Here is an 18,132-nt window from a genome sequence, read left to right on the forward strand (position 1 = left end):
CCTTCTGGAGAGCCCTCGATGAACCTGTATTTCTCGCCCCACGCCTGCTCGCTGGCCCCGCACATCGTGCTGCGCGAACTGGCCCTGCCGTTCACCCTGGTCCGGGTCGACAACCGCAACAAGACCACGGCCGACGGTGGCGACTTCCTGGCGATCAACCCCAAGGGTTATGTGGCGGCGCTGGAACTGGACGACGGCCAGGTGCTGACCGAAGGCCCGGCGATCCTGCAATACCTGGCCGACCTCAAGCCGCAGGCGGGCTTGGCACCGGCCAATGGCAGCTGGCAACGGGTGCGGTTGCAGGAGATGCTCAACTTCGTCTCCAGCGAGATCCATGGCGGCCTCGGCTGGCTGTTCAACCCTGAGTTTTCCGAAGCGACCCAGGCGCTGATCCGGCAGAAACTGTTCAAGCGCCTGGCGCTGCTGGACCGCACGCTGGAGCAGCAGAGTTACCTGCTGGGCGAATCCTTCGGTGTCGCCGACGCCTACCTGTTCACCGTGCTGCGCTGGACCGCCGGCTTCGCCATCGACCTGGAACAGTGGCCGGCGCTGGCAGGCTTCCAGGCGCGAATCGCCCAGCGCGAAGCGGTACAAGCGGCACTCGCAGCCGAAGCGGCATAAGGCTCGAGGCAGGATGCCGCAGCAGCTCCGCCGGTTATTTACTTACAAGCAAAAACCAGGAAGCCCGCGGGGCGGGCTTCGTAGAGGATCAATGACCGAAAATATTGTGCTCGATCTTCTTGGCTTTCTTGTCCGCGCGCTTTTCATCGGCGGTCCGGCTGGGTTTTTTCTTCGCCGTCTTTTTGGCATTCATACCTTTGGACATGATGCACACTCCACTCGCAGGGGATCGTTCATCTGGTATACACCTATCCCGCGCACTTCGTACTTTTATAATCACCCCCCCGGCCCCCCCTGCGAAAACCCATGCCCGACACCCAATACCTGCTGCTTGCCGACACCCTGCGACCGCTGCTGAACAAGTTCTATCGCGCCCACAACTCGCCAATGCGCGCAGCCGGGGAAGGGCAATCATGGGTGGCGAAACGGGGAGCGATCATTGCCGGGCTGAACCTCACGCCCATCGCCCAGGGCCACTGGCTGACCGGGCTGTTCGTCGACCCGGCCCATCGCGGCCAGGGCATTGCCGCGATGCTGGTCGAACGGGCACGCGCACAGCTGCCGGGGCCGCTGTGGCTGTTCTGTCATCCGGACCTGCAAGCCCTGTACGAACGCATGGGCTTTGCCACCGCCCCCGCCCTGCCCCAGGCCCTGGCGGATCGCCTGGAGCGTTATCGCAGGAGCAAGAGCCTGATCGCCATGGGCATCGATCCTTTGGTCAGCTCGACCCGCGACAGGGTGTGATCGCGGGCCCTGGAGCGCGGGCCCGCCTCGACGGCAAACCGGCCTCCGGCAAGTCCATGAAACCGACGCTTCTGGCTGTCTGTTTCAATCGTCGGCGTGGGGATCGAGGTCGGGGAACATCACCTCGGTAAAACCGAATTTGCTGAAGTCGCGGATCCGCGACGGATACAGGCGGCCGATCAGGTGATCGCATTCATGCTGCACCACCCGCGCATGGAAACCCGAGGCTACCCGCACGATCGGCTCGCCCCTGGGGTCAACGCCTTCGTAGCGAATGTGCTGATAACGCTCGACCGCGCCGCGCAGCCCCGGCACCGACAGACAGCCTTCCCAGCCTTCTTCCAGCACCGGGCTCAAGGGCGTGATCAGCGGATTGATCAGGATGGTCTGCGGCACGGCCTCGGCTTGCGGGTAACGCTCGCTGTGCTCGAAACCGAAGATCACCAGTTGCAGATCGACGCCTATCTGCGGCGCGGCCAGGCCGACCCCACCGACGTTTTCCATGGTCTGGAACATGTCGTCGATCAGTTGCCACAGCTCGGGGCTGTCGAACATCTCGGGCGGCACCGATGGTGCGATGCGCAGCAGGCGCTCGTCGCCCATTTTGAGGATTTCACGGATCATGATCAGACTTCGTCAGTGGTCGGCTTGAGCGAGTGGTCCCGGCCCAGTCCCGATACGTGTTGTTTGGGTTCGTCGTGCTCGCCGGGCACCCTTTCTCCAGGGTTCTTGCCGTCGGACGACATGTGCTCGATCGCCGCATTCATCTCGGCCCCCAGCAACAGCACCGCCGAGGAAATATAGAAGTACAGCAGCAGGACGATGATCGCTCCGATACTGCCATACATGGCGTTGTAGTTGGCAAAGGTCTTCACGTAGAACGCGAAGCCTAACGAGGCGATGATCCACACCACCACCGCCAGCACCGAGCCCGGGGTGATGAAGCGGAACTCCTGCTTCACGTCGGGCATCACGTAGTAGATCAGCGCCACGGCGACCATCATCAGGATCACGATCACCGGCCAGCGCAGGATGGTCCAGACCGTGACGATGAAGTCTTCCAGGCCGACCTGCGCGGCGATCCAGCCCATCACCTGCGGCCCGAGCACCATCAAGGCCGCGGCCGCCAGGAGCATGCCGGCGATGCCGATGGTGTAGAAAATCGACAGCGGAAAACGTTTCCACAACGGGCGTTTTTCCACCACGTCATAAGCGGCGTTCATCGCGCTCATCATCAGCCGCACGCCGGCCGAGGCGGTATACAGGGCAATCACGATACCCACCGACAGCAGGCCGCCCTTGGATTGCTGCAACTGGTCGATCACCGGGTTGACCTGCTCCAGCGCCTGGGGCGGCAACACCAGTTCCGATTGCAGGCGCAACCAGGAGAAGAAGTCCGGCAGGTGCAGGAAACCGATCAAGGCGATCAGGAACAGGATGAAGGGGAACAACGAAAACAGCATCTGATAGGCCAGTGCCGAGGCGTAGGTCGACATTTCATCGTCGATGAACTCAGTGACCGTGCGCACCAGCACACGATGCAGGGGCAGGCCTTTCAAATTCGGCAAGAACATAGCGTCTCCTTTCGCCGCAAGAATTCAGGGTCGGTGGCGACTCAGGGGCCGTTTTGTACAACAAACTAGCCTAGTTTGGCGATTTTGAACCGTTTCGTCCTGTTTTGGTGCCATGGCCGATGTAAAAACGGCCATCCGCGGATGGCCGTCGTGTCGCAGTGCGAGCCAGTGAATCAGGCCTTGTCGATGGTCTTTTTCAACGCATCCTTGGCCTTGCCGAGGGCTTGCTGCGCTTCGCCCTTCTTTTCCTGAATCTTGCCTTCGGTTTCCAACCGATCGTTATCAGTCGCTTTGCCGACACCTTGCTTGATATGACCAACGGCCTCGTTGGCCAGGCCTTTTGCCTTGTCCGCTGTGCTGCCCATGGTGTTTCTCCGTAGATCCATAGATCCGTAGAACAATCGAAGGTTTGGGGTCCTGCCCTGAGGTTGACCCAAGGCCCTTGCGCGGAGTTTCAATTATTTTCAGCGGGGCATTTCATCGCCTTATTTGCCCGCCGCACGCAGGTTGCGCTTTATGTTTGGCGACCAACCCACGAGAATGCGCAACGTATTCAGGCACTGCGCTGAAGATCCAATCCCGTAGGAATGTTATGAAACTCGATAAAAAGCTGGCCATCGCCCGCCGGAACCAGGAACTGGGCGGTGCGGTGCTGGGCGTCAACAACTGCCACTTCGCGGAACTGAGCCGCAGCCGCAATATCTGGTGGTTCGATCTGCCGGTCGGCCGCCTGGCCATCGGGCAGTACGAATGGGTCCACCTGCTGCTGTACACCCCTAGCACCGACCAGTTGCTGCACCTGAAAGTGCCGACCCTGTTCCTGCGGGAGAAGCTCGAAGGCCTGGTGGTACGCAACGCCGGCAAGCGCAAGGCGGCCCTGAGCCTGGAACTGAGCGCCGACAAGGACTCGTTCCTCAAGGACGTACGCCCCGCCGGCACCGGCGTGAACTTCGCGCAGTTCCAGCAGTAAACAGGCCCTTGTAGGAGCGAGCTTGCTCGCGATTACGGTCTGTCAGCCATTGAGATGGCGACTGGAAGAACGCAATCGCGAGCAAGCTCGCTCCTACAGGGAATTGAGGCGATAGCGCCCAATAAAAAGCCTCGCGGATGCGGGGCTTTTTGTTTGCCTGGTGTGTTACTTCTTCACGCCCAGCTTCTTCAGCTCTTCGTCGCGCAATTCGCGACGCAGGATCTTGCCGACGTTGGTGGTCGGCAGCGCATCGCGGAACTCGACGGCCTTGGGCACCTTGTAGCCGGTGACGTTGGCGCGCATGTGCTCCATCACTTGCTCCTTGGTCAGGGTCACGCCCGGCTTGGCGACGATGAAGATCTTGATCGACTCGCCCGACTTCTCGTCCGGCACGCCGATCGCCGCGCACTGCAACACGCCCGGCAGGCCCGCCAGCACGTCTTCCAGCTCGTTCGGATAAACGTTGAAACCGGACACCAGGATCATGTCTTTCTTGCGATCGACAATGCGGATGTAGCCATCAGGCTGGATCAGCGCGATATCGCCGGTCTTCAGCCAGCCGTCGCTCATCACCTCGTCGGTGGCGTCCTGGCGCTGCCAGTAACCCTTCATGACCTGCGGGCCCTTGACGCACAGCTCGCCGATTTCGCCCAGGGGCAGCTCGGTGCCAGCATCGTCGATGATCCGGCACAGGGTCGACGGCACCGGGATGCCGATGGTGCCGATCTGGATGTTCTGGATCGGGTTGACGGTGGCCACCGGGCTGGTTTCGGTCATGCCGTAACCTTCGCAGATCGGGCAACCGGTCACGTCTTTCCAACGCTCGGCCGCCGCCAGTTGCAGCGCCATGCCGCCGGACAGGGTGACTTTCAGCGCCGAGAAATCCAGCTTGCGGAAGGCTTCGTTATTGCACAGGGCGACGAACAGGGTGTTGAGGCCGACAAAACCGCTGAACTTCCACTTCGACAGTTCCTTGACCATCGCCGGCAGGTCGCGCGGGTTGCTGATCAGGATGTTGTGGTTGCCGATCAGCATCATCGCCATGCAATGAAAGGTGAAGGCATAGATGTGGTACAGCGGCAGCGGGGTGATCAGGATCTCGCAACCCTCATTGAGGTTGGAGCCCATCAGCGCCTTGCACTGCAGCATGTTCGACACCAGGTTGCGGTGGGTCAGCATCGCGCCCTTGGCCACGCCGGTGGTGCCGCCGGTGTATTGCAGCACGGCGACATCGCTGCTGGCCGGGTTGGCGTCCTTGACCGGCTGGCCGTGGCCCTGGCTCAGCACGTCGTTGAACTTGACGGCCTTGGGCAGGTGATAGGCCGGCACCATCTTCTTCACGTACTTGATGACGCTGTTGATCAGCAGGCGCTTGAGCGGTGGCAGCAGGTCCGCCACTTCGGTGACGATCACATGCTTGACGCCGGTCTTGGGCACCACGGCTTCGGCCAGGTGCGCCATGTTGGCCAGGCAGACCAGGGCCTTGGCGCCGGAGTCGTTGAACTGGTGTTCCATTTCCCGCGCGGTGTACAGCGGGTTGGTGTTGACCACGATCAGGCCGGCGCGGATGGCGCCGAATACCGCGACCGGGTACTGCAGGACGTTGGGCAGTTGCACGGCGATTCGATCGCCGGGTTGCAAATCGGTATGCTGTTGCAGGTACGCGGCAAAAGCACCGGACAGTTCGTACAGCTCACCGTAGGTGAGTGTCTTGCCGAGGTTGCTAAAGGCCGGTTTGTTGGCAAAACGTTGGCAGGACTGCTTCAACACCGCCTGAATATTCGGATACTCGTCTGGATTGATATCGGCAGCAATCCCAGCTGGGTACTTATCCTTCCAAAAGTCTTGGATCATGGAAGCCCACTCCTCAGCAACGCGAATTCGTCAGCGCATTTGATGCGATTATTATTTGTGTGTGTTTTTTATTGATGTCTATTGTTGGTGAGTCTGGCTGTCTACATAGGCCGAGAAGTCACAAAGCGCGCCGAGAGTAGCAGCTTTGCCAAAGGCCGCCTAGAGCCAAAATCGGCCTAAACAGTCACTTTGGTGACTAAAGAATATTTAATGGTCACTTTTAGAGTAAAAATTCTATCTAGCCATGCAAGGCTCTGGAATGGGCTTTTCGTCTCTTCAAAAGCATCGCGAGCAAGCTTCGCTCCTACAGAAACCCTGGGTTCCTGTAAAAACGAGGCGTGCTCGCGATAGCTGCGCCACGGCGCGTCGTTGTCACATCGGTTTGAACATCAGGCGATGTCGCGCAACTCCCGGCGCAGGATCTTGCCTACCGGCGTCATCGGTAACGACTCACGCAACACGATGTGTTTCGGCACCTTGTAGCCGGTGAAGTTTTCCTTGCAGTAGACCTTCAGCTCTTCGAGGCTGACCCCTGACTCGCGGGCCACCACGAACAGCTTCACCGCCTCCCCCGAACGCTCGTCCGGCACGCCGATCACCGCGCAGTTGGCGACTTTCGGGTGGGCCATCACCACGTCCTCGATTTCATTGGGGTACACGTTGAAACCCGAGACGATGATCATGTCCTTCTTGCGATCGACGATGCGCACGAAGCCATCCGGATCTATCACCGCGATATCGCCGGACTTGAACCAGCCCTCGGCATCCAGCACCTCCTCGGTGGCCTCCGGCTTCTGCCAGTAGCCTTTCATGATCTGCGGCCCCTTGATGCACAGTTCGCCGCGCTCGCCCAGCGGCTGCTCGACGCCCTCGTCGTCGATGACCTTGAGGGTCGTGCCCGGCACCGGCAAGCCCACCGAGCCCAGGCGCGACTGGTCGCCGTAAGGGTTGGTGCAGGCCACGGGCGAGGTTTCGGTCAGGCCGTAGCCTTCGGTGATGCGGCAACCGGTCACCTGCGTCCAGCGCTCGGCGGTGGCCTTGACCAGCGCCGTGCCCCCGGAGTTGGTGAGCTTGAGATTGGAGAAGTCGAGGGTCTTGAACTCGGGATGATCCATCAGCGCGGTGAACAGCGTGTTCAGCCCCAGCAACGCCGAGAAGCGCCACTGCTTCAGCTCCTTGATGAAACCGCCGATGTCCCGCGGGTTGGTGATCAGCACGTTGTGGTTGCCGGTGACCATCATGCACATGCAGTTCGCGGTGAAGGCATAGATGTGGTACAGCGGCAGCGGCGCGATCATCACCTCCTGGCCTTCGCGCAGCAACGGATGGCCGTCCGGCCCCAGTTGCCCGAGGCAGGCACGGGCCTGCTGCATGTTGGCCACCAGGTTACCGTGGGTCAGCATCGCGCCCTTGGCCAGCCCCGTGGTGCCGCCGGTGTATTGCAGCACGGCGACGTCGTCCAGGCCGGCGTTCAAAGGCTTGATCGGCTGGCCACGGCCCAGGCGCAGCGCGCTCTTGAAGGAAACGGCCTGGGGCAAGCGATAGGCCGGCACCATCTTCTTGACCTTGTCGACCAGGGTATTGACCAGCCAGCCCTTGGCGGACGGCATCAGGTCGCCCATCTTCGCCTCGATCAGGAACTGGATATCGGTATCGGGCAGCACCTCCTCGACCTTCTGCCCGAACAGGTTCATGTACACCAGGGCCCGCGCTCCGGAATCCTTGAACTGGTGGCGCATTTCCCGGGTGGTGTACAGCGGGTTGGTGTTGACCACGATCAGCCCGGCGCGCAAGGCGCCGAACACAGCGATCGGGTAATGCAGGACATTGGGCATCTGCACCGCGATACGATCACCCGGCACCAAGTCGGTGCTGTTCTGCAGATAACCGGCAAAGGCCGCGCTGTAGCGCTCCAGCTCGGCGTAGGTCATGGTCACGCCCATGTTGCTGAAGGCCGGGCGGTCGGCGAATTTCTTGCAGGAACGCTCGAACACCTCGATCACCGACTTGTAGGCACCCAGATCGATATCGGTGGGCACTCCGGCCGGGCGTTTGTCATTCCAGAAATCAGGCTGCATTGTTCTTGTCCTCGTTACCTGAGTTGTCCGGGCCGCTTCTCTCACGCTACGAAAGGCGGGGCTCTGCGGACGTTAGCAGCTATGAGGAATAGGGCAAACAAGGCCGAGCGCGTCATTGATAACGTGAATCTTGCCGCCATGGCGCGCGCGGATCGGACGGGGCCGCGACGATGAGCTATACAATGCAACGACCCCGTGCAAAGACCCCGTGCAAAGGAATCGCCATGATCCACCACTCTTTCTGGCTGAGCGCGAGCGACCACAGCCAGCTCTACGTCAACCAGTGGCTCCCGGCGGCCCCGCTCAAGGCCGTGATCCTGCTGGTCCACGGCATGGCCGAACACAGCGGGCGCTACGCCAGACTGGCACAGGCGCTGTGCAATGAAGGCTACGGGATCTATGCGCTGGACCTGCGCGGCCACGGCAAGACCGCCGAGCACGGGGTACTCGGGCACTTGGCCGACGATGACGGCTGGTGCAAGGTGGTCGGCGACCTGGCCAGCCTCAACCAGCACATCGGCCAGCAGCACCCGGGAATCCCGATCGTGCTGCTGGGCCACAGCATGGGCAGCTACATCGCCCAGGCCTACCTGCTGCACCACAGCGCCAGCCTCGACGGGGCGATCCTCAGCGGCTCGAATTTCCAGCCGGTGGCGCTGTACCGCGCGGCCCGCCAGATCGCCCGCTTCGAACGCTGGCGCCAGGGCCCCCTGGGACGCAGCGCGTTGATCGAATGGCTGTCCTTCGGCTCGTTCAACAAAGCCTTCAAACCCAACCGCACCGCCTTCGACTGGCTCAGCCGCGACCCCGACGAAGTCGACAAATACGCCCACGACCCGCTCTGTGGCTTTCGCTGCAGCAACCAGCTGTGGATCGACCTGCTGGGTGGCCTGCAGCAAATCAGCAAGGCCTCCAACCTGGCCCAGATCGACCCGGGCCTGCCATTGCTGGTGATCGGCGGAGAATGTGATCCGGTGAGCAATGGCATACGTCTCAAGGATCTGGCCGGTGCTCTGCGCGAGGCCGGCAGCCAGTGCCTGCAGCTCACTATCTACCCGCAGGCGCGGCACGAATTGTTCAATGAAAGCAACCGCGACGAAGTGACTGCCGATGTACTGGCCTGGCTCGACCAGGCCCTGCGGCATCGCCGACCGCCGAAGACTGAATGACCCTGTTTCAAATCGATATACCAATCAACGCTCAGCACAGGACTTGAGAGAGATGACCCAGGTTACCAACACCCCGTACGAAGCCCTCGAAGTCGGCCAGACCGCCAGCTACAGCAAGCATGTGGAAGAGCGTGACATCCAGCTGTTCGCCGCCATGTCCGGCGACCACAACCCGGTGCACCTGGACGCCGAATTCGCCGCCGCCAGCATGTTCAAGGAGCGTATCGCCCACGGCATGTTCAGCGGTGCGCTGATCAGCGCCGCGGTGGCCTGCGAGCTGCCTGGGCCGGGCACCATCTATATCGGCCAGCAGATGAGCTTCCAGAAGCCAGTGAAGATCGGCGACACCCTGACCGTGCGCCTGGAAATCCTCGAAAAACTGCCGAAGTTCCGCGTGCGTATCGCCACCCGCGTGTTCAACCAGCGCGATGAGCTGGTGGTGGACGGCGAAGCCGAAATCCTCGCCCCACGCAAACAGCAGACCGTCACCCTGCCGACCTTGCCGGCCATCAATATCGGCTGAACCGCCCTGTAGCCGCTGGCGCAGCCTCGCAGGCTCGGCAGCGGCTACAGGCGGGATTAGCGCCCCCCCTCCTCCACCTGCACGCTCGCCGTCATCCCGGCGCTCAGGTTGACGCCTTCGGGCACCTTGTCGAGCCTGATGCGCACTGGAATCCGCTGCGCCAGGCGCACCCAGTTGAAGGTCGGTTCCACCTCCGCCAGCAGTTGCCCGTCCGGCGTGGCGTTGCGGTCGGTGATGCCGCGGCTGATGCTTTCCACATGCCCCTGCAAGGCTTCTCCAGCACTCATCAGCCACACCTTGACCGGGTCGCCGACCTTGATCCGCGGCAGTTTGGTTTCCTCGAAATAGGCCTGCACGTAGAAAGTCGAATCGTCGATCAGGGCCATCACCGATTGCCCGGCGTTCACATAGTTGCCTTCGGCCAGGCGCAGGTTGGTGATGTGCCCACTGCGCGGTGCGCGGACCTGGCTGCGCGCCAGGTTGAGTTCGGCGACCTTGGCGTCGGCCTGGGCCTGGCGCAGCTCGCCACGGGCCACCCCGGCATTGATCTGCGCGTTTTCCCGCAGCTCGGCGCTGATCGCCTGTGGGCCTAAGCTGGCCCGGCGGCTGGCTTCGTGCTCTTTCAGGCTGAGTTGCTGCTGGCGGGTCTGCACCACCGCCTGGGCCTTTTCCAGCGCCGCCTCGAAGCGGTCGCGGTCGATGCTCAGCAACAGGTCGCCGGCCTTCACCGCCTGGTTGTCGTAGGCCTTGAGTTCACGCACCCAGCCCGACACATCGGGGGCGACTATCACCACGTCGGCGCGAATCCGCGCATCCCGGGTCCAGGGCGTGAGCATGTAGTACTGCCACAAATGAAAGCCGGCAAACAGCGCCGCAGCCACCAGGCACAAAGTAAAAGCGATACGCACGGAGGCACGCATGAACAACTCCTTATAAAGGTCCGAGTACGACAGTGACCAACGTCAGGACGCAGACGTACAAGGCCACATCGAACAGTGCTTCGTGCCAGATCCAGCGCCCCAGTGGCGTTGCGCGTAACAGCATGCGCAACACCCCGGTCAGCACCAGCGCCAGCACCACATAAATCAGAAACGGGCTGAGCAACACTCCGCCCAGCGACCACTCACGCAGCCCCATGGTTTTCCTCCTGCTGCCGGCACCAGGTGCGCCAGCTCTTCTGCAACTGCACCACCGCGCCCTGGGCCAGCTTCAACGCATCGCTCGGCGGTTGGCTGCCCAGGGCCTCGAGCAAGACCGTGCTGGCGTCGGCCAGCGCATCGCCGCGACCGGCGGCCGGCCCTTGTTCCAGCACCTGTTCCAGATGCTCGAAATAACTTCGCTGCGAAGCATCCGCGGGCACCTGGGCTACCGCCAGGCTCAACCGCAAATGCATCAGTTCATCGCCGATATCCAGGCCCAGCAGGCCATCGTCCCAGCGGCTGCGCGCCTGTTCCGGCAATTCCGGGTAATGCCGCGCCAGTTGCAGCAGGCGATCGGCCATGCGCCCGCCGAACCAGCTTTCCGCGCCGCGCAGATTGCGCCGGGTCAAGCGCACCAGATCCTGCAGGGTCGCCGCCAGCAGGCGCCGCCCATGCCAGGCTGGGTCGCGCAGGATCAGCAGGTGAAACGCCAACACCGCGGCGCCTACGCCGAGCACCATCGCCTGGGCGCTGTTGAAGAAATTCGCCACGTCGAACGTCATCTGGTTCTGCGGTGAAATCAGCACCACGAAGTGCAGGCAGAACGAGGTGGCCGTGGCGCCGATCTGCGGTTTGGCCATACCCAGCGCGCCGAAAAACAACGGCACGCCCATGGCCATCGCCAGCAGGGCGAAACTGCTCCACTGCGGCAGCAGGATCTGCCCGACCATGAAGGCCGCCGGAATCGCCAGGAAGATGCCGCGCATGAAACTCATGCCGATCTGCGCGCCGTTTTCGCGACTGGCGAACAGGCCGCACACCACGCAGGTCAGCAGCATCGCCCCGGAGGCCGCTGGCCAGGCCGTGGCCAGCCAGAAGCAGGCCACGGTGAGGAAAGCCAGGGCGCTGCGCGCGCCAAACAGCAGCGCCAGCGACAGATCGCGATGGGGGCTCAGGGTGGCGGGCTGCTCCACCGGCGCCTTGCCCTCCTCCACCGCCCGCAGCGCCTCGCCGGCGGCCAGGGCTGTATCCAGCAACAGGGTGAAACGGGCCAGGCAATAGCTTTGCGCCGAGCTGATCGCCGAGTCATGGGAAGCGTCCAGCAACTGCGGTCGCAACGCCTGCAAGGTCGGTTTGTCCATGGCCGCCAGGGCTTGCTGCACTTGCTCCATCCACGGCGCCAGTTGCTGCGCCTCGGCCTGGTCCAATTGCTTCCATTGCCGGCGTACCGAACGGGAGATCCGCAGCAGCATCAGCAGCTTCTGGCTCAGGCCACTGATCGCCCGCGCCCGCTGCCGCCCCGACGGCCCTTCGAACCAGGCATGTTCGCGCTGGGAGTCCACGGCGACGATGCGCCCGAGGATTTCCAGCAGGCCCTTGCGCGCCAGGGCATCGCCGGCCAGGGTCGCCCGCGCCGCCTGCATCCCGCTTTGCCAGGCGCTGCGCGCCTGGGCGGTCAACTGCCGCTCGACCCGCATCGGCCAGAGCAAGGCACTGCTGGCGGTGGCGCAGATAATGCCCAGGGAAATTTCCGTGCAGCGCGCCACGGCCTGGTCGAAGATCGACAACGGATGGGAGATCGCCGGCAAGGCGATGATCGCCACGGTGTAGCCGGCCAGCACGAAGGAATAGGACCAGGCGCTGCGCAGCAGGGTCGAACTGGCGGTGCACAGCCCCAGCCACAGCGCCAGGGCCAGCAGGAACAGCCACGGTGTCTGGGCGAACAGCCCCATGAACAGCACCGACATGCAGGTTCCCACCAAAGTCCCCACCAGCCGTGCCATGCCCTTTTGCAGGACCATCCCGGACAGCGGCTGGGCGACGATGATCGCCGTCATCAGGGCCCAGGACGGCTGCTGCAGGCCCCAACGCATGGCCAGCCACAACGCCAGCCCGGCACCGAACACGGTCTTGATCGCGAACTGCACGGCCGCAAGATTGGGGGCGAACAACGCCTGCAAAGTGATACGCACGGAAAGAACCCTGGGAAGGACAAAACAACGATAGATGCACTGGAGCGAGAGATGACGCCCGCAAATTATTAGCTAGCTAACTATCAGTCGTCCAGCATTAATTTCAAGCCACAAAAAAACGCCAGGCAAGCTGGCGTTTTTGACAGGTTTGACCCGTTATGAACGGGCGCGGGCCTGGTTGCGCAAGGCTTTGACCTGATCGTGGTTGCGCTGTACGCCATGGTACTGACGCTCCACCAGGTCACGAATGCCGACCAGGTTGTGTTTGCTGATTTTCTCCAGCGCGTTTCTGTAGGCTTTCAGCGCATGGTCTTCACCGCGCTCGGCCTCGTTGAGCACCGCTTCTTCGTCCTTGCCGGTCACAAGGGACTTGAGGTCGACCCAACGACGGTGCAGGTCGCCACTGACGCTGGTGGAGGTCTGCGGATCGCCGCCCATGGAACGCACGCTGGCCTGCAATTCGGCCGCGGCGGTGGCGCAATCGGCGGAGCGCTTGACGAACAGCGCTTTGAGCTCAGGATGCTTGATGTCTTCTGCGCAGGTCTTGAACCCCTCCTGACCGTCCTTACTGGTTTCGATCAGGTCGTTGAGGATCGAAATCGCTTCTTTGTTGATGTCAGTCATTTTTCATTCCTTCCAGGTTGAGGGAGTTGTCATAGGTGTTGCACCCTGCATGCCAGTCCTGAAATGAAAATTTCCCATTATTTTTCAAATAGTTAAATTTTTTACCGCTTTCTGTATCCGCGTTATTTGCATGATCTGTCATTTGGCCTGCATGCAGAATGCCTGTATTTTCCAAGGTGTTCGTCACCTCAACAGACAGCCGCCATGAATCCCGAAAAACTTGAACTTCTGGTCACCCGCGAAATGCCCTACGGCAAATACAAGGGCCGCATCCTCGCCGACCTGCCCGGCCCCTACCTGAACTGGTTCGCCCGCGAAGGTTTCCCCCACGGCGAGCTGGGCGGCCTGTTGGCATTGATGCAGGAAATCGATCACAACGGCCTTTCCGATCTACTGGACCCGCTGCGCGCCAAACACGGCAAACCCAAACCCCGTCATTAAGAAGACCGCCATGCCATGTAATGCCCAACTCGCCCGCGACGAAGATTACTGGCTGGCGATTGCCCGCCGATATGACGTCGAACCCGGGCCGATCAACCTGGAAAACGGCTATTTCGGGCGCATGAGCCGCGCCGTGGTCGAGGAATACCAGCGCCAGATCGACTTCGTGAACCGCAGCAACTCGGTGCATGTGCGCCAGCATTTCGAACAGATCGGCAATTTGCAGATTCGACAGCAATTGGCCGAGCTGGTTGGCGTCGATCGCCAGGCCATCGCCCTCACCCGCAGCGCTTCGGAGGCGCTGCAATCGCTGATTCGCAACTACAACCGCCTCCAGCCGGGCGATCAGGTGCTGCTCAGCGACCTGGAATACGACAGCGTCAAGGGCGCCATGCGCTGGCTGGCGCGCCATCGCGGGGTCGAGGTCATCGAGATCGAGCATACTCATCCGGCGAGTTTCGACAGCCTGCTGGCCAGCTACCGCGAGGCCTTCGAGCGCTACCCTCGGCTGAAACTGATGGCCCTGACCCACGTCACCCACCGCACCGGGCTGGTGCTGCCGGTCCAGGCCATCGCCCTGGATGCCCGCGAACGGGGAATCGACGTCATCCTCGACGGCGCCCACGCCCTGGCCCAGGTCGATTTCGAGCTCAGTGAACTGGGCGTGGCGTTCGCCGGCTATAACCTGCAGAAATGGATTGGCGCGCCGCTGAGCCTGGGTTTTGTCTATATCGACCCGCAACGCCTGGCCGATATCGATCCGGACATGGGCGAGCAACGTTATGCCCTGGACGATATCCGCTCACGGGCACCTTATGGCACGCCAAACATTCCGGCCTGGCTGACCTTGCCCCGGGTGTTCGAGGAGCACCGCGGCATGGGCGGCTCGGCCCTCAAGGGCGCACGCCTGAATTACCTGCGCGACCTGTGGGTGAGCCAGGTGCGCGACCTGCCCGGCATTGAAGTCATGACCCCGGACGATCCACGGCTGTATTGCGGCATCACCTCGTTTCGCTTCACCCGCCAGCCGGACCAGCAGGCGATGGCCGAGCGGCTGCTCCAGGAATACAACCTGTTCACCGTGGCGCGCAGCGGTTCGCGGTGCGGGCCCTGTATCCGGGTGACACCGGGCTTTACCACGCCGAGCGCGGATATCCAGATGCTGGTCGAGGCATTGACCGAACTGGCGGCCCAGTAACCTGTAGCCGCTGCCGCAGGCTGCGACAGGTCCGAAGGACCTTCTGCGATCCAGATGACGCTACGGCCTTTCGGCCGATCGCAGCCTGCGGCAGCGGCTACAGACAGTAGCGACCATTCAGATCGCGTTGTCCGCCCCGGCGTCATCGCGAACAAGCTGCGCTCCTACAGAAGCCCCCAGCGTCGCCAGGCAACTTTTCTCCGGGCAAAAAAAAACGGTGCACCGACCAAGCGCACCGTAAAGCCGTAGAACACACCAACGAATCTTTGAAAAAAGCAGGAAAGCTGTCAGTCCAGCAGCGCCAGGGCCTCTGCCGTGCACTCCTGGATCCGCGCCCAGTCGCCGTTCTTGATCCACTCGGGATCGAGCATCCAGCTACCGCCGACGCACATCACGTTCTTCAACGCCATGTAGCTCTTGATATTGGCCGGGCCGACACCGCCGGTCGGGCAGAACTTCACCTCGCCGAACGGACCGCCCAGGGCCTTGATCGCAGCCACGCCGCCGCTGACTTCCGCCGGGAACAGCTTGAAGCGGCGATAGCCCAGGCTGTAACCCTCCATGATCCCGGAGGCATTGCTGATCCCCGGCAACAGCGGGATCGGGCTGGCGACGCTGGCTTCCAGCAGGTCGCGGGTAATGCCCGGGGTGACGATGAACTGCGAACCGGCGGCTTCGGCGGCGGCCAGCATCTGGCGATCGAGCACGGTACCGGCGCCGGTCACCAGCTCCGGACGCTGCTCGCGCAGGATCTGGATGGCCTTGAGGCCGAACTGCGAGCGCAAGGTCACTTCCAGCGCGGTCAGGCCACCGGCGGCCAGGGCGTCGGCCAGGGGCAACACGTCCTGTTCGCGGGCGATGGTGATCACCGGCAGAATCCGCGCCTTGGCGCAGAGGCTGTCGATCAGGGCAACTTTGTCCGCCATGGAAACGGTCGGTTGTGGGATTGTCATAGCGGCTGATCCTTGGCTCATGGGCACCAGTAAATCTCTAACGGAGGTTGCAGGAAGGCACGAATCGGCATCGCGGCGACATTGTCACCGGCCAGTGCGGCACTCAGGGTGGTCAATTTGGATTGACCGGAAATCGACAGCACGCTGTAGGTGGCCGAGGCCAGCAAGGCGCGGCTCATGCTCAGGCGCTGATGCGGCACGCTCGGCGCCAGCATCGGCCAGCAGCGTCGCTGGCCGTCGGCCCGCAGGGCTTCGGTCAGGTTCGGGCTGTTGGGGAACAGCGAGGCGGTGTGACCGTCGTCGCCCATGCCCAGGATCAGCACGTCGATGGCCGACAACTCGGCCAGCAGACGATCGGCCTGCTCCGCGGCCTGTTCGAGGTTCGCCGCGGCGTTGTACAGGCTGAGGAACTTCGCCTTGGCCGCCGGCCCTTGCAGCAGGTAGCGCTTGAGCAGGCCGGCGTTGCTGTCGGCATGTTCGACCGGGACCCAGCGCTCGTCCGCCAGGGTGATCAACACCTTGGACCAGTCCAGGTGCTGCTTGGCCAGGTGCTGGAAAAACGCCACCGGGCTGCGCCCGCCGGACACCACCAGCGTGGCTTCGCCGCGCACCTGGATCGCCTGGCTCAGTTGCCCGGCCACCTTCAGCGCCAGGCCTTCGGCCAACAGCGCCGGGCTATGGAACTCGTGGGCGTGCACGCCCGCGGGCAGTTTCAATTTAGATATCGCCATACCACGACCTCCCGTCCCGCGTGATCAGTGCGATGGAGCTCATCGGCCCCCACGACCCGGCCGCATACGGCTTGGGCGCATCGCCGGATTTCTTCCAACCGGCGATCAACTGGTCGCACCACTTCCACGCGGCTTCGATTTCATCTTTGCGGACAAACAGGTTCTGATTGCCGCGCATCACTTCCAGCAACAACCGCTCGTAGGCATCGGGAATCCGCGCGCTGCGATAGGTATCGGAAAAATTCAGCTGCAACGGGCCGCTGCGCAGTTGCATGCCCTTGTCCAGGCCTTGTTCCTTGGTCATCACCCGCAGGGAGATACCTTCGTCCGGCTGCAGGCGGATGATCAGCTTGTTGCTGATCTGCAGGCGCTGCTCAGGGGCGAAGATGTAGTGCGACGGCTCCTTGAAGTGAATGACGATCTGCGACAGCTTCTGCGGCATGCGCTTGCCGGTACGCAGGTAGAACGGCACCCCGGCCCAGCGCCAGTTGCGGATATCGGCCCGCAGGGCGACGAAGGTTTCGGTGTCGCTCTGGGTGTTGGAATTCTCTTCCTCCAGATACCCCGGCACGGCCTTGCCTTCGCTGTGCCCGGCGATGTACTGGCCACGCACCACCTGGGTGGTCAGGCCTTCCGGGCTGATCGGCGCCAGGGCCTTGAGCACCTTGACCTTCTCGTCACGGATGCTGTCGGCCGAGAGGTCGGCGGGCGGGTCCATGGCGATCAGGCAGAGCAGTTGCAGCAGGTGGTTCTGGATCATGTCCCGCAGCTGGCCGGCCTTGTCGAAGTAACCCCAGCGGCCTTCGATGCCGACCTTCTCGGCCACGGTGATTTCCACGTGGGAGATGTAGTTCTGGTTCCACTGGGTCTCGAACAAGCTGTTGGCGAAACGCAGGGCGATCAGGTTCTGCACCGTCTCCTTGCCCAGGTAGTGGTCGATGCGATAGATGCGGTTCTCCGGGAAGAACTGCGCCACCGCGTCGTTGACCTTGCGCGACGACTCCAGGTCCGAACCGATGGGCTTTTCCAGCACCACGCGGGTGTTTTCCGCCAGGCCGGCCTTCGACAGGTTCTCGCAGATCGCCCCGTACACCGCCGCCGGTGTGGCGAAATAGGCGATCAGGCGTTGCTCGCGCCCGGCCAGCTCGGCCAGGGCCTGGTAATCCTCGGCCTTGAGGAAGTCCACGTGCAGGTAGGTCAGGCGCGCCAGGAAGCGCTCCAGCACTGCCGCGTCGATCTCCTTGGCACCTACATACTTGCGCAATTGCGCTTCAATGAAAGACAGGTGCTGCTGTTCGCTGCCCGGCTCGCGGGCCAGGGCCAGAATGCGCGTGTCGTCATGCAGCAGGCCGGCGCCATCGAGTTGGTAGAGGGCAGGAAACAATTTGCGAAGCGCCAGATCGCCCAGCGCGCCGAACAAGGCAAAGGTGCACGGTTCAACCGTTATCGAAGGCATGATGTTTGTTCTTTTATCAAGTTAAGCTACAAATACCTTTTTTCAAGGCATCACTCAAGGGAAAATGTAGTAATAACTACAACA

At 62.3% G+C, this 18,132-nt stretch carries 20 protein-coding genes; 7 read left to right on the plus strand and 13 right to left on the minus strand.

Annotation, left to right across the window (positions count from 1 at the left end; translation table 11 throughout):
* Nucleotides 1-18: 18 nt before the first annotated feature.
* Nucleotides 19-621, plus strand: a complete 603-nt coding sequence (gstA, locus tag AC07VU_RS13790; RefSeq protein WP_274304426.1) for a glutathione transferase GstA — start codon at nt 19-21, stop codon at nt 619-621.
* Nucleotides 622-927: 306 nt separating this feature from the next.
* Nucleotides 928-1,365 carry a GNAT family N-acetyltransferase gene (locus AC07VU_RS13795; protein WP_007925097.1) on the plus strand — a complete coding sequence of 146 codons (438 nt, stop codon included), beginning with the start codon at nt 928-930 and terminating at the stop codon, nt 1,363-1,365.
* A gap of 84 nt (nt 1,366-1,449) precedes the next feature.
* On the opposite strand, the gene def is transcribed toward AC07VU_RS13795, so the two are convergent.
* From def to AC07VU_RS13810, 3 genes are all read right to left on the minus strand, one after another.
* Nucleotides 1,450-1,989 carry a peptide deformylase gene (gene def, locus AC07VU_RS13800; RefSeq protein WP_495030036.1) on the minus strand — a complete coding sequence of 180 codons (540 nt, stop codon included), beginning with the start codon at nt 1,987-1,989 and terminating at the stop codon, nt 1,450-1,452.
* Between the two features lie 2 nt (nt 1,990-1,991).
* Complete coding sequence (locus AC07VU_RS13805; protein WP_007925094.1) at nt 1,992-2,939, minus strand: YihY/virulence factor BrkB family protein; 948 nt, start codon at nt 2,937-2,939, stop codon at nt 1,992-1,994.
* A 173-nt stretch (nt 2,940-3,112) separates the two neighbouring features.
* Nucleotides 3,113-3,304 (minus strand): CsbD family protein, encoded by a 192-nt coding sequence (locus AC07VU_RS13810; RefSeq protein ID WP_053262347.1) that lies wholly within the window; start codon nt 3,302-3,304, stop codon nt 3,113-3,115.
* A 227-nt stretch (nt 3,305-3,531) separates the two neighbouring features.
* On the opposite strand from AC07VU_RS13810, the gene AC07VU_RS13815 reads away from it, so the two are divergent.
* Nucleotides 3,532-3,909, plus strand: coding sequence for a hypothetical protein (locus AC07VU_RS13815; protein WP_007925090.1), 378 nt, complete (start codon nt 3,532-3,534; stop codon nt 3,907-3,909).
* A 165-nt stretch (nt 3,910-4,074) separates the two neighbouring features.
* Here AC07VU_RS13815 and fadD1 read toward each other — a convergent pair whose 3' ends face one another.
* Nucleotides 4,075-5,763 (minus strand): long-chain-fatty-acid--CoA ligase FadD1, encoded by a 1,689-nt coding sequence (gene fadD1 / locus AC07VU_RS13820; RefSeq protein ID WP_009045218.1) that lies wholly within the window; start codon nt 5,761-5,763, stop codon nt 4,075-4,077.
* Nucleotides 5,764-6,152: 389 nt separating this feature from the next.
* Complete coding sequence (fadD2, locus tag AC07VU_RS13825; protein WP_495030037.1) at nt 6,153-7,841, minus strand: long-chain-fatty-acid--CoA ligase FadD2; 1,689 nt, start codon at nt 7,839-7,841, stop codon at nt 6,153-6,155.
* 224 nt (nt 7,842-8,065) lie between these two features.
* On the opposite strand from fadD2, the gene AC07VU_RS13830 reads away from it, so the two are divergent.
* Nucleotides 8,066-9,010, plus strand: coding sequence for an alpha/beta hydrolase (locus AC07VU_RS13830; protein ID WP_495030038.1), 945 nt, complete (start codon nt 8,066-8,068; stop codon nt 9,008-9,010).
* Nucleotides 9,011-9,062: 52 nt separating this feature from the next.
* Entirely contained in the window at nt 9,063-9,533 is a 471-nt protein-coding gene (locus AC07VU_RS13835; RefSeq protein ID WP_007925083.1) for a MaoC family dehydratase, read from the plus strand.
* Between the two features lie 56 nt (nt 9,534-9,589).
* Here AC07VU_RS13835 and AC07VU_RS13840 read toward each other — a convergent pair whose 3' ends face one another.
* The 5 genes from AC07VU_RS13840 to AC07VU_RS13860 all read right to left on the minus strand — a co-directional run bounded on the left by AC07VU_RS13840 (nt 9,590) and on the right by AC07VU_RS13860 (nt 13,444).
* Nucleotides 9,590-10,453, minus strand: a complete 864-nt coding sequence (locus AC07VU_RS13840; RefSeq protein WP_053262350.1) for an efflux RND transporter periplasmic adaptor subunit — start codon at nt 10,451-10,453, stop codon at nt 9,590-9,592.
* Nucleotides 10,454-10,463: 10 nt separating this feature from the next.
* Complete coding sequence (locus tag AC07VU_RS13845) at nt 10,464-10,670, minus strand: DUF1656 domain-containing protein (protein ID WP_007925079.1); 207 nt, start codon at nt 10,668-10,670, stop codon at nt 10,464-10,466.
* On the minus strand, nt 10,657-12,645 hold the full coding sequence (locus AC07VU_RS13850) for an FUSC family protein (RefSeq protein ID WP_087090320.1): 1,989 nt from the start codon (nt 12,643-12,645) through the stop codon (nt 10,657-10,659). Before AC07VU_RS13850 ends, AC07VU_RS13845 begins: the two co-directional genes overlap by 14 nt.
* Before the next feature lie 156 nt (nt 12,646-12,801).
* Nucleotides 12,802-13,269: a ferritin-like domain-containing protein gene (locus tag AC07VU_RS13855; protein WP_277589460.1), complete on the minus strand. Its 468-nt coding sequence runs from the start codon at nt 13,267-13,269 to the stop codon at nt 12,802-12,804.
* Nucleotides 13,262-13,444: a hypothetical protein gene (locus AC07VU_RS13860; protein WP_277589461.1), complete on the minus strand. Its 183-nt coding sequence runs from the start codon at nt 13,442-13,444 to the stop codon at nt 13,262-13,264. The genes AC07VU_RS13855 and AC07VU_RS13860 overlap by 8 nt, the downstream gene beginning before the upstream one ends.
* Nucleotides 13,445-13,473: 29 nt before the next feature.
* On the opposite strand from AC07VU_RS13860, the gene AC07VU_RS13865 reads away from it, so the two are divergent.
* Complete coding sequence (locus AC07VU_RS13865; RefSeq protein ID WP_007925076.1) at nt 13,474-13,710, plus strand: DUF3820 family protein; 237 nt, start codon at nt 13,474-13,476, stop codon at nt 13,708-13,710.
* A 10-nt stretch (nt 13,711-13,720) separates the two neighbouring features.
* Entirely contained in the window at nt 13,721-14,908 is a 1,188-nt protein-coding gene (locus AC07VU_RS13870) for an aminotransferase class V-fold PLP-dependent enzyme (RefSeq protein ID WP_495030039.1), read from the plus strand.
* Nucleotides 14,909-15,195: 287 nt separating this feature from the next.
* Here AC07VU_RS13870 and AC07VU_RS13875 read toward each other — a convergent pair whose 3' ends face one another.
* The 3 genes from AC07VU_RS13875 to zwf are packed head-to-tail and all read right to left on the minus strand — an operon-like array spanning nt 15,196 to nt 18,048.
* A complete protein-coding gene (locus AC07VU_RS13875; protein ID WP_007921959.1) occupies nt 15,196-15,861 on the minus strand; it encodes a bifunctional 4-hydroxy-2-oxoglutarate aldolase/2-dehydro-3-deoxy-phosphogluconate aldolase in 666 nt (221 codons plus the stop codon).
* Nucleotides 15,862-15,878: 17 nt separating this feature from the next.
* On the minus strand, nt 15,879-16,592 hold the full coding sequence (gene pgl / locus AC07VU_RS13880) for a 6-phosphogluconolactonase (protein ID WP_495030040.1): 714 nt from the start codon (nt 16,590-16,592) through the stop codon (nt 15,879-15,881).
* The gene (zwf, locus tag AC07VU_RS13885) at nt 16,579-18,048 is read right to left on the minus strand and encodes a glucose-6-phosphate dehydrogenase (protein ID WP_007921955.1); all 1,470 of its coding nucleotides are present in this window, start codon (nt 18,046-18,048) and stop codon (nt 16,579-16,581) included. The genes pgl and zwf overlap by 14 nt, the downstream gene beginning before the upstream one ends.
* Nucleotides 18,049-18,132: the final 84 nt, after the last annotated feature.

The sequence above is a fragment of the Pseudomonas sp. GW821-FHT02B10 genome, from assembly GCF_059421865.1.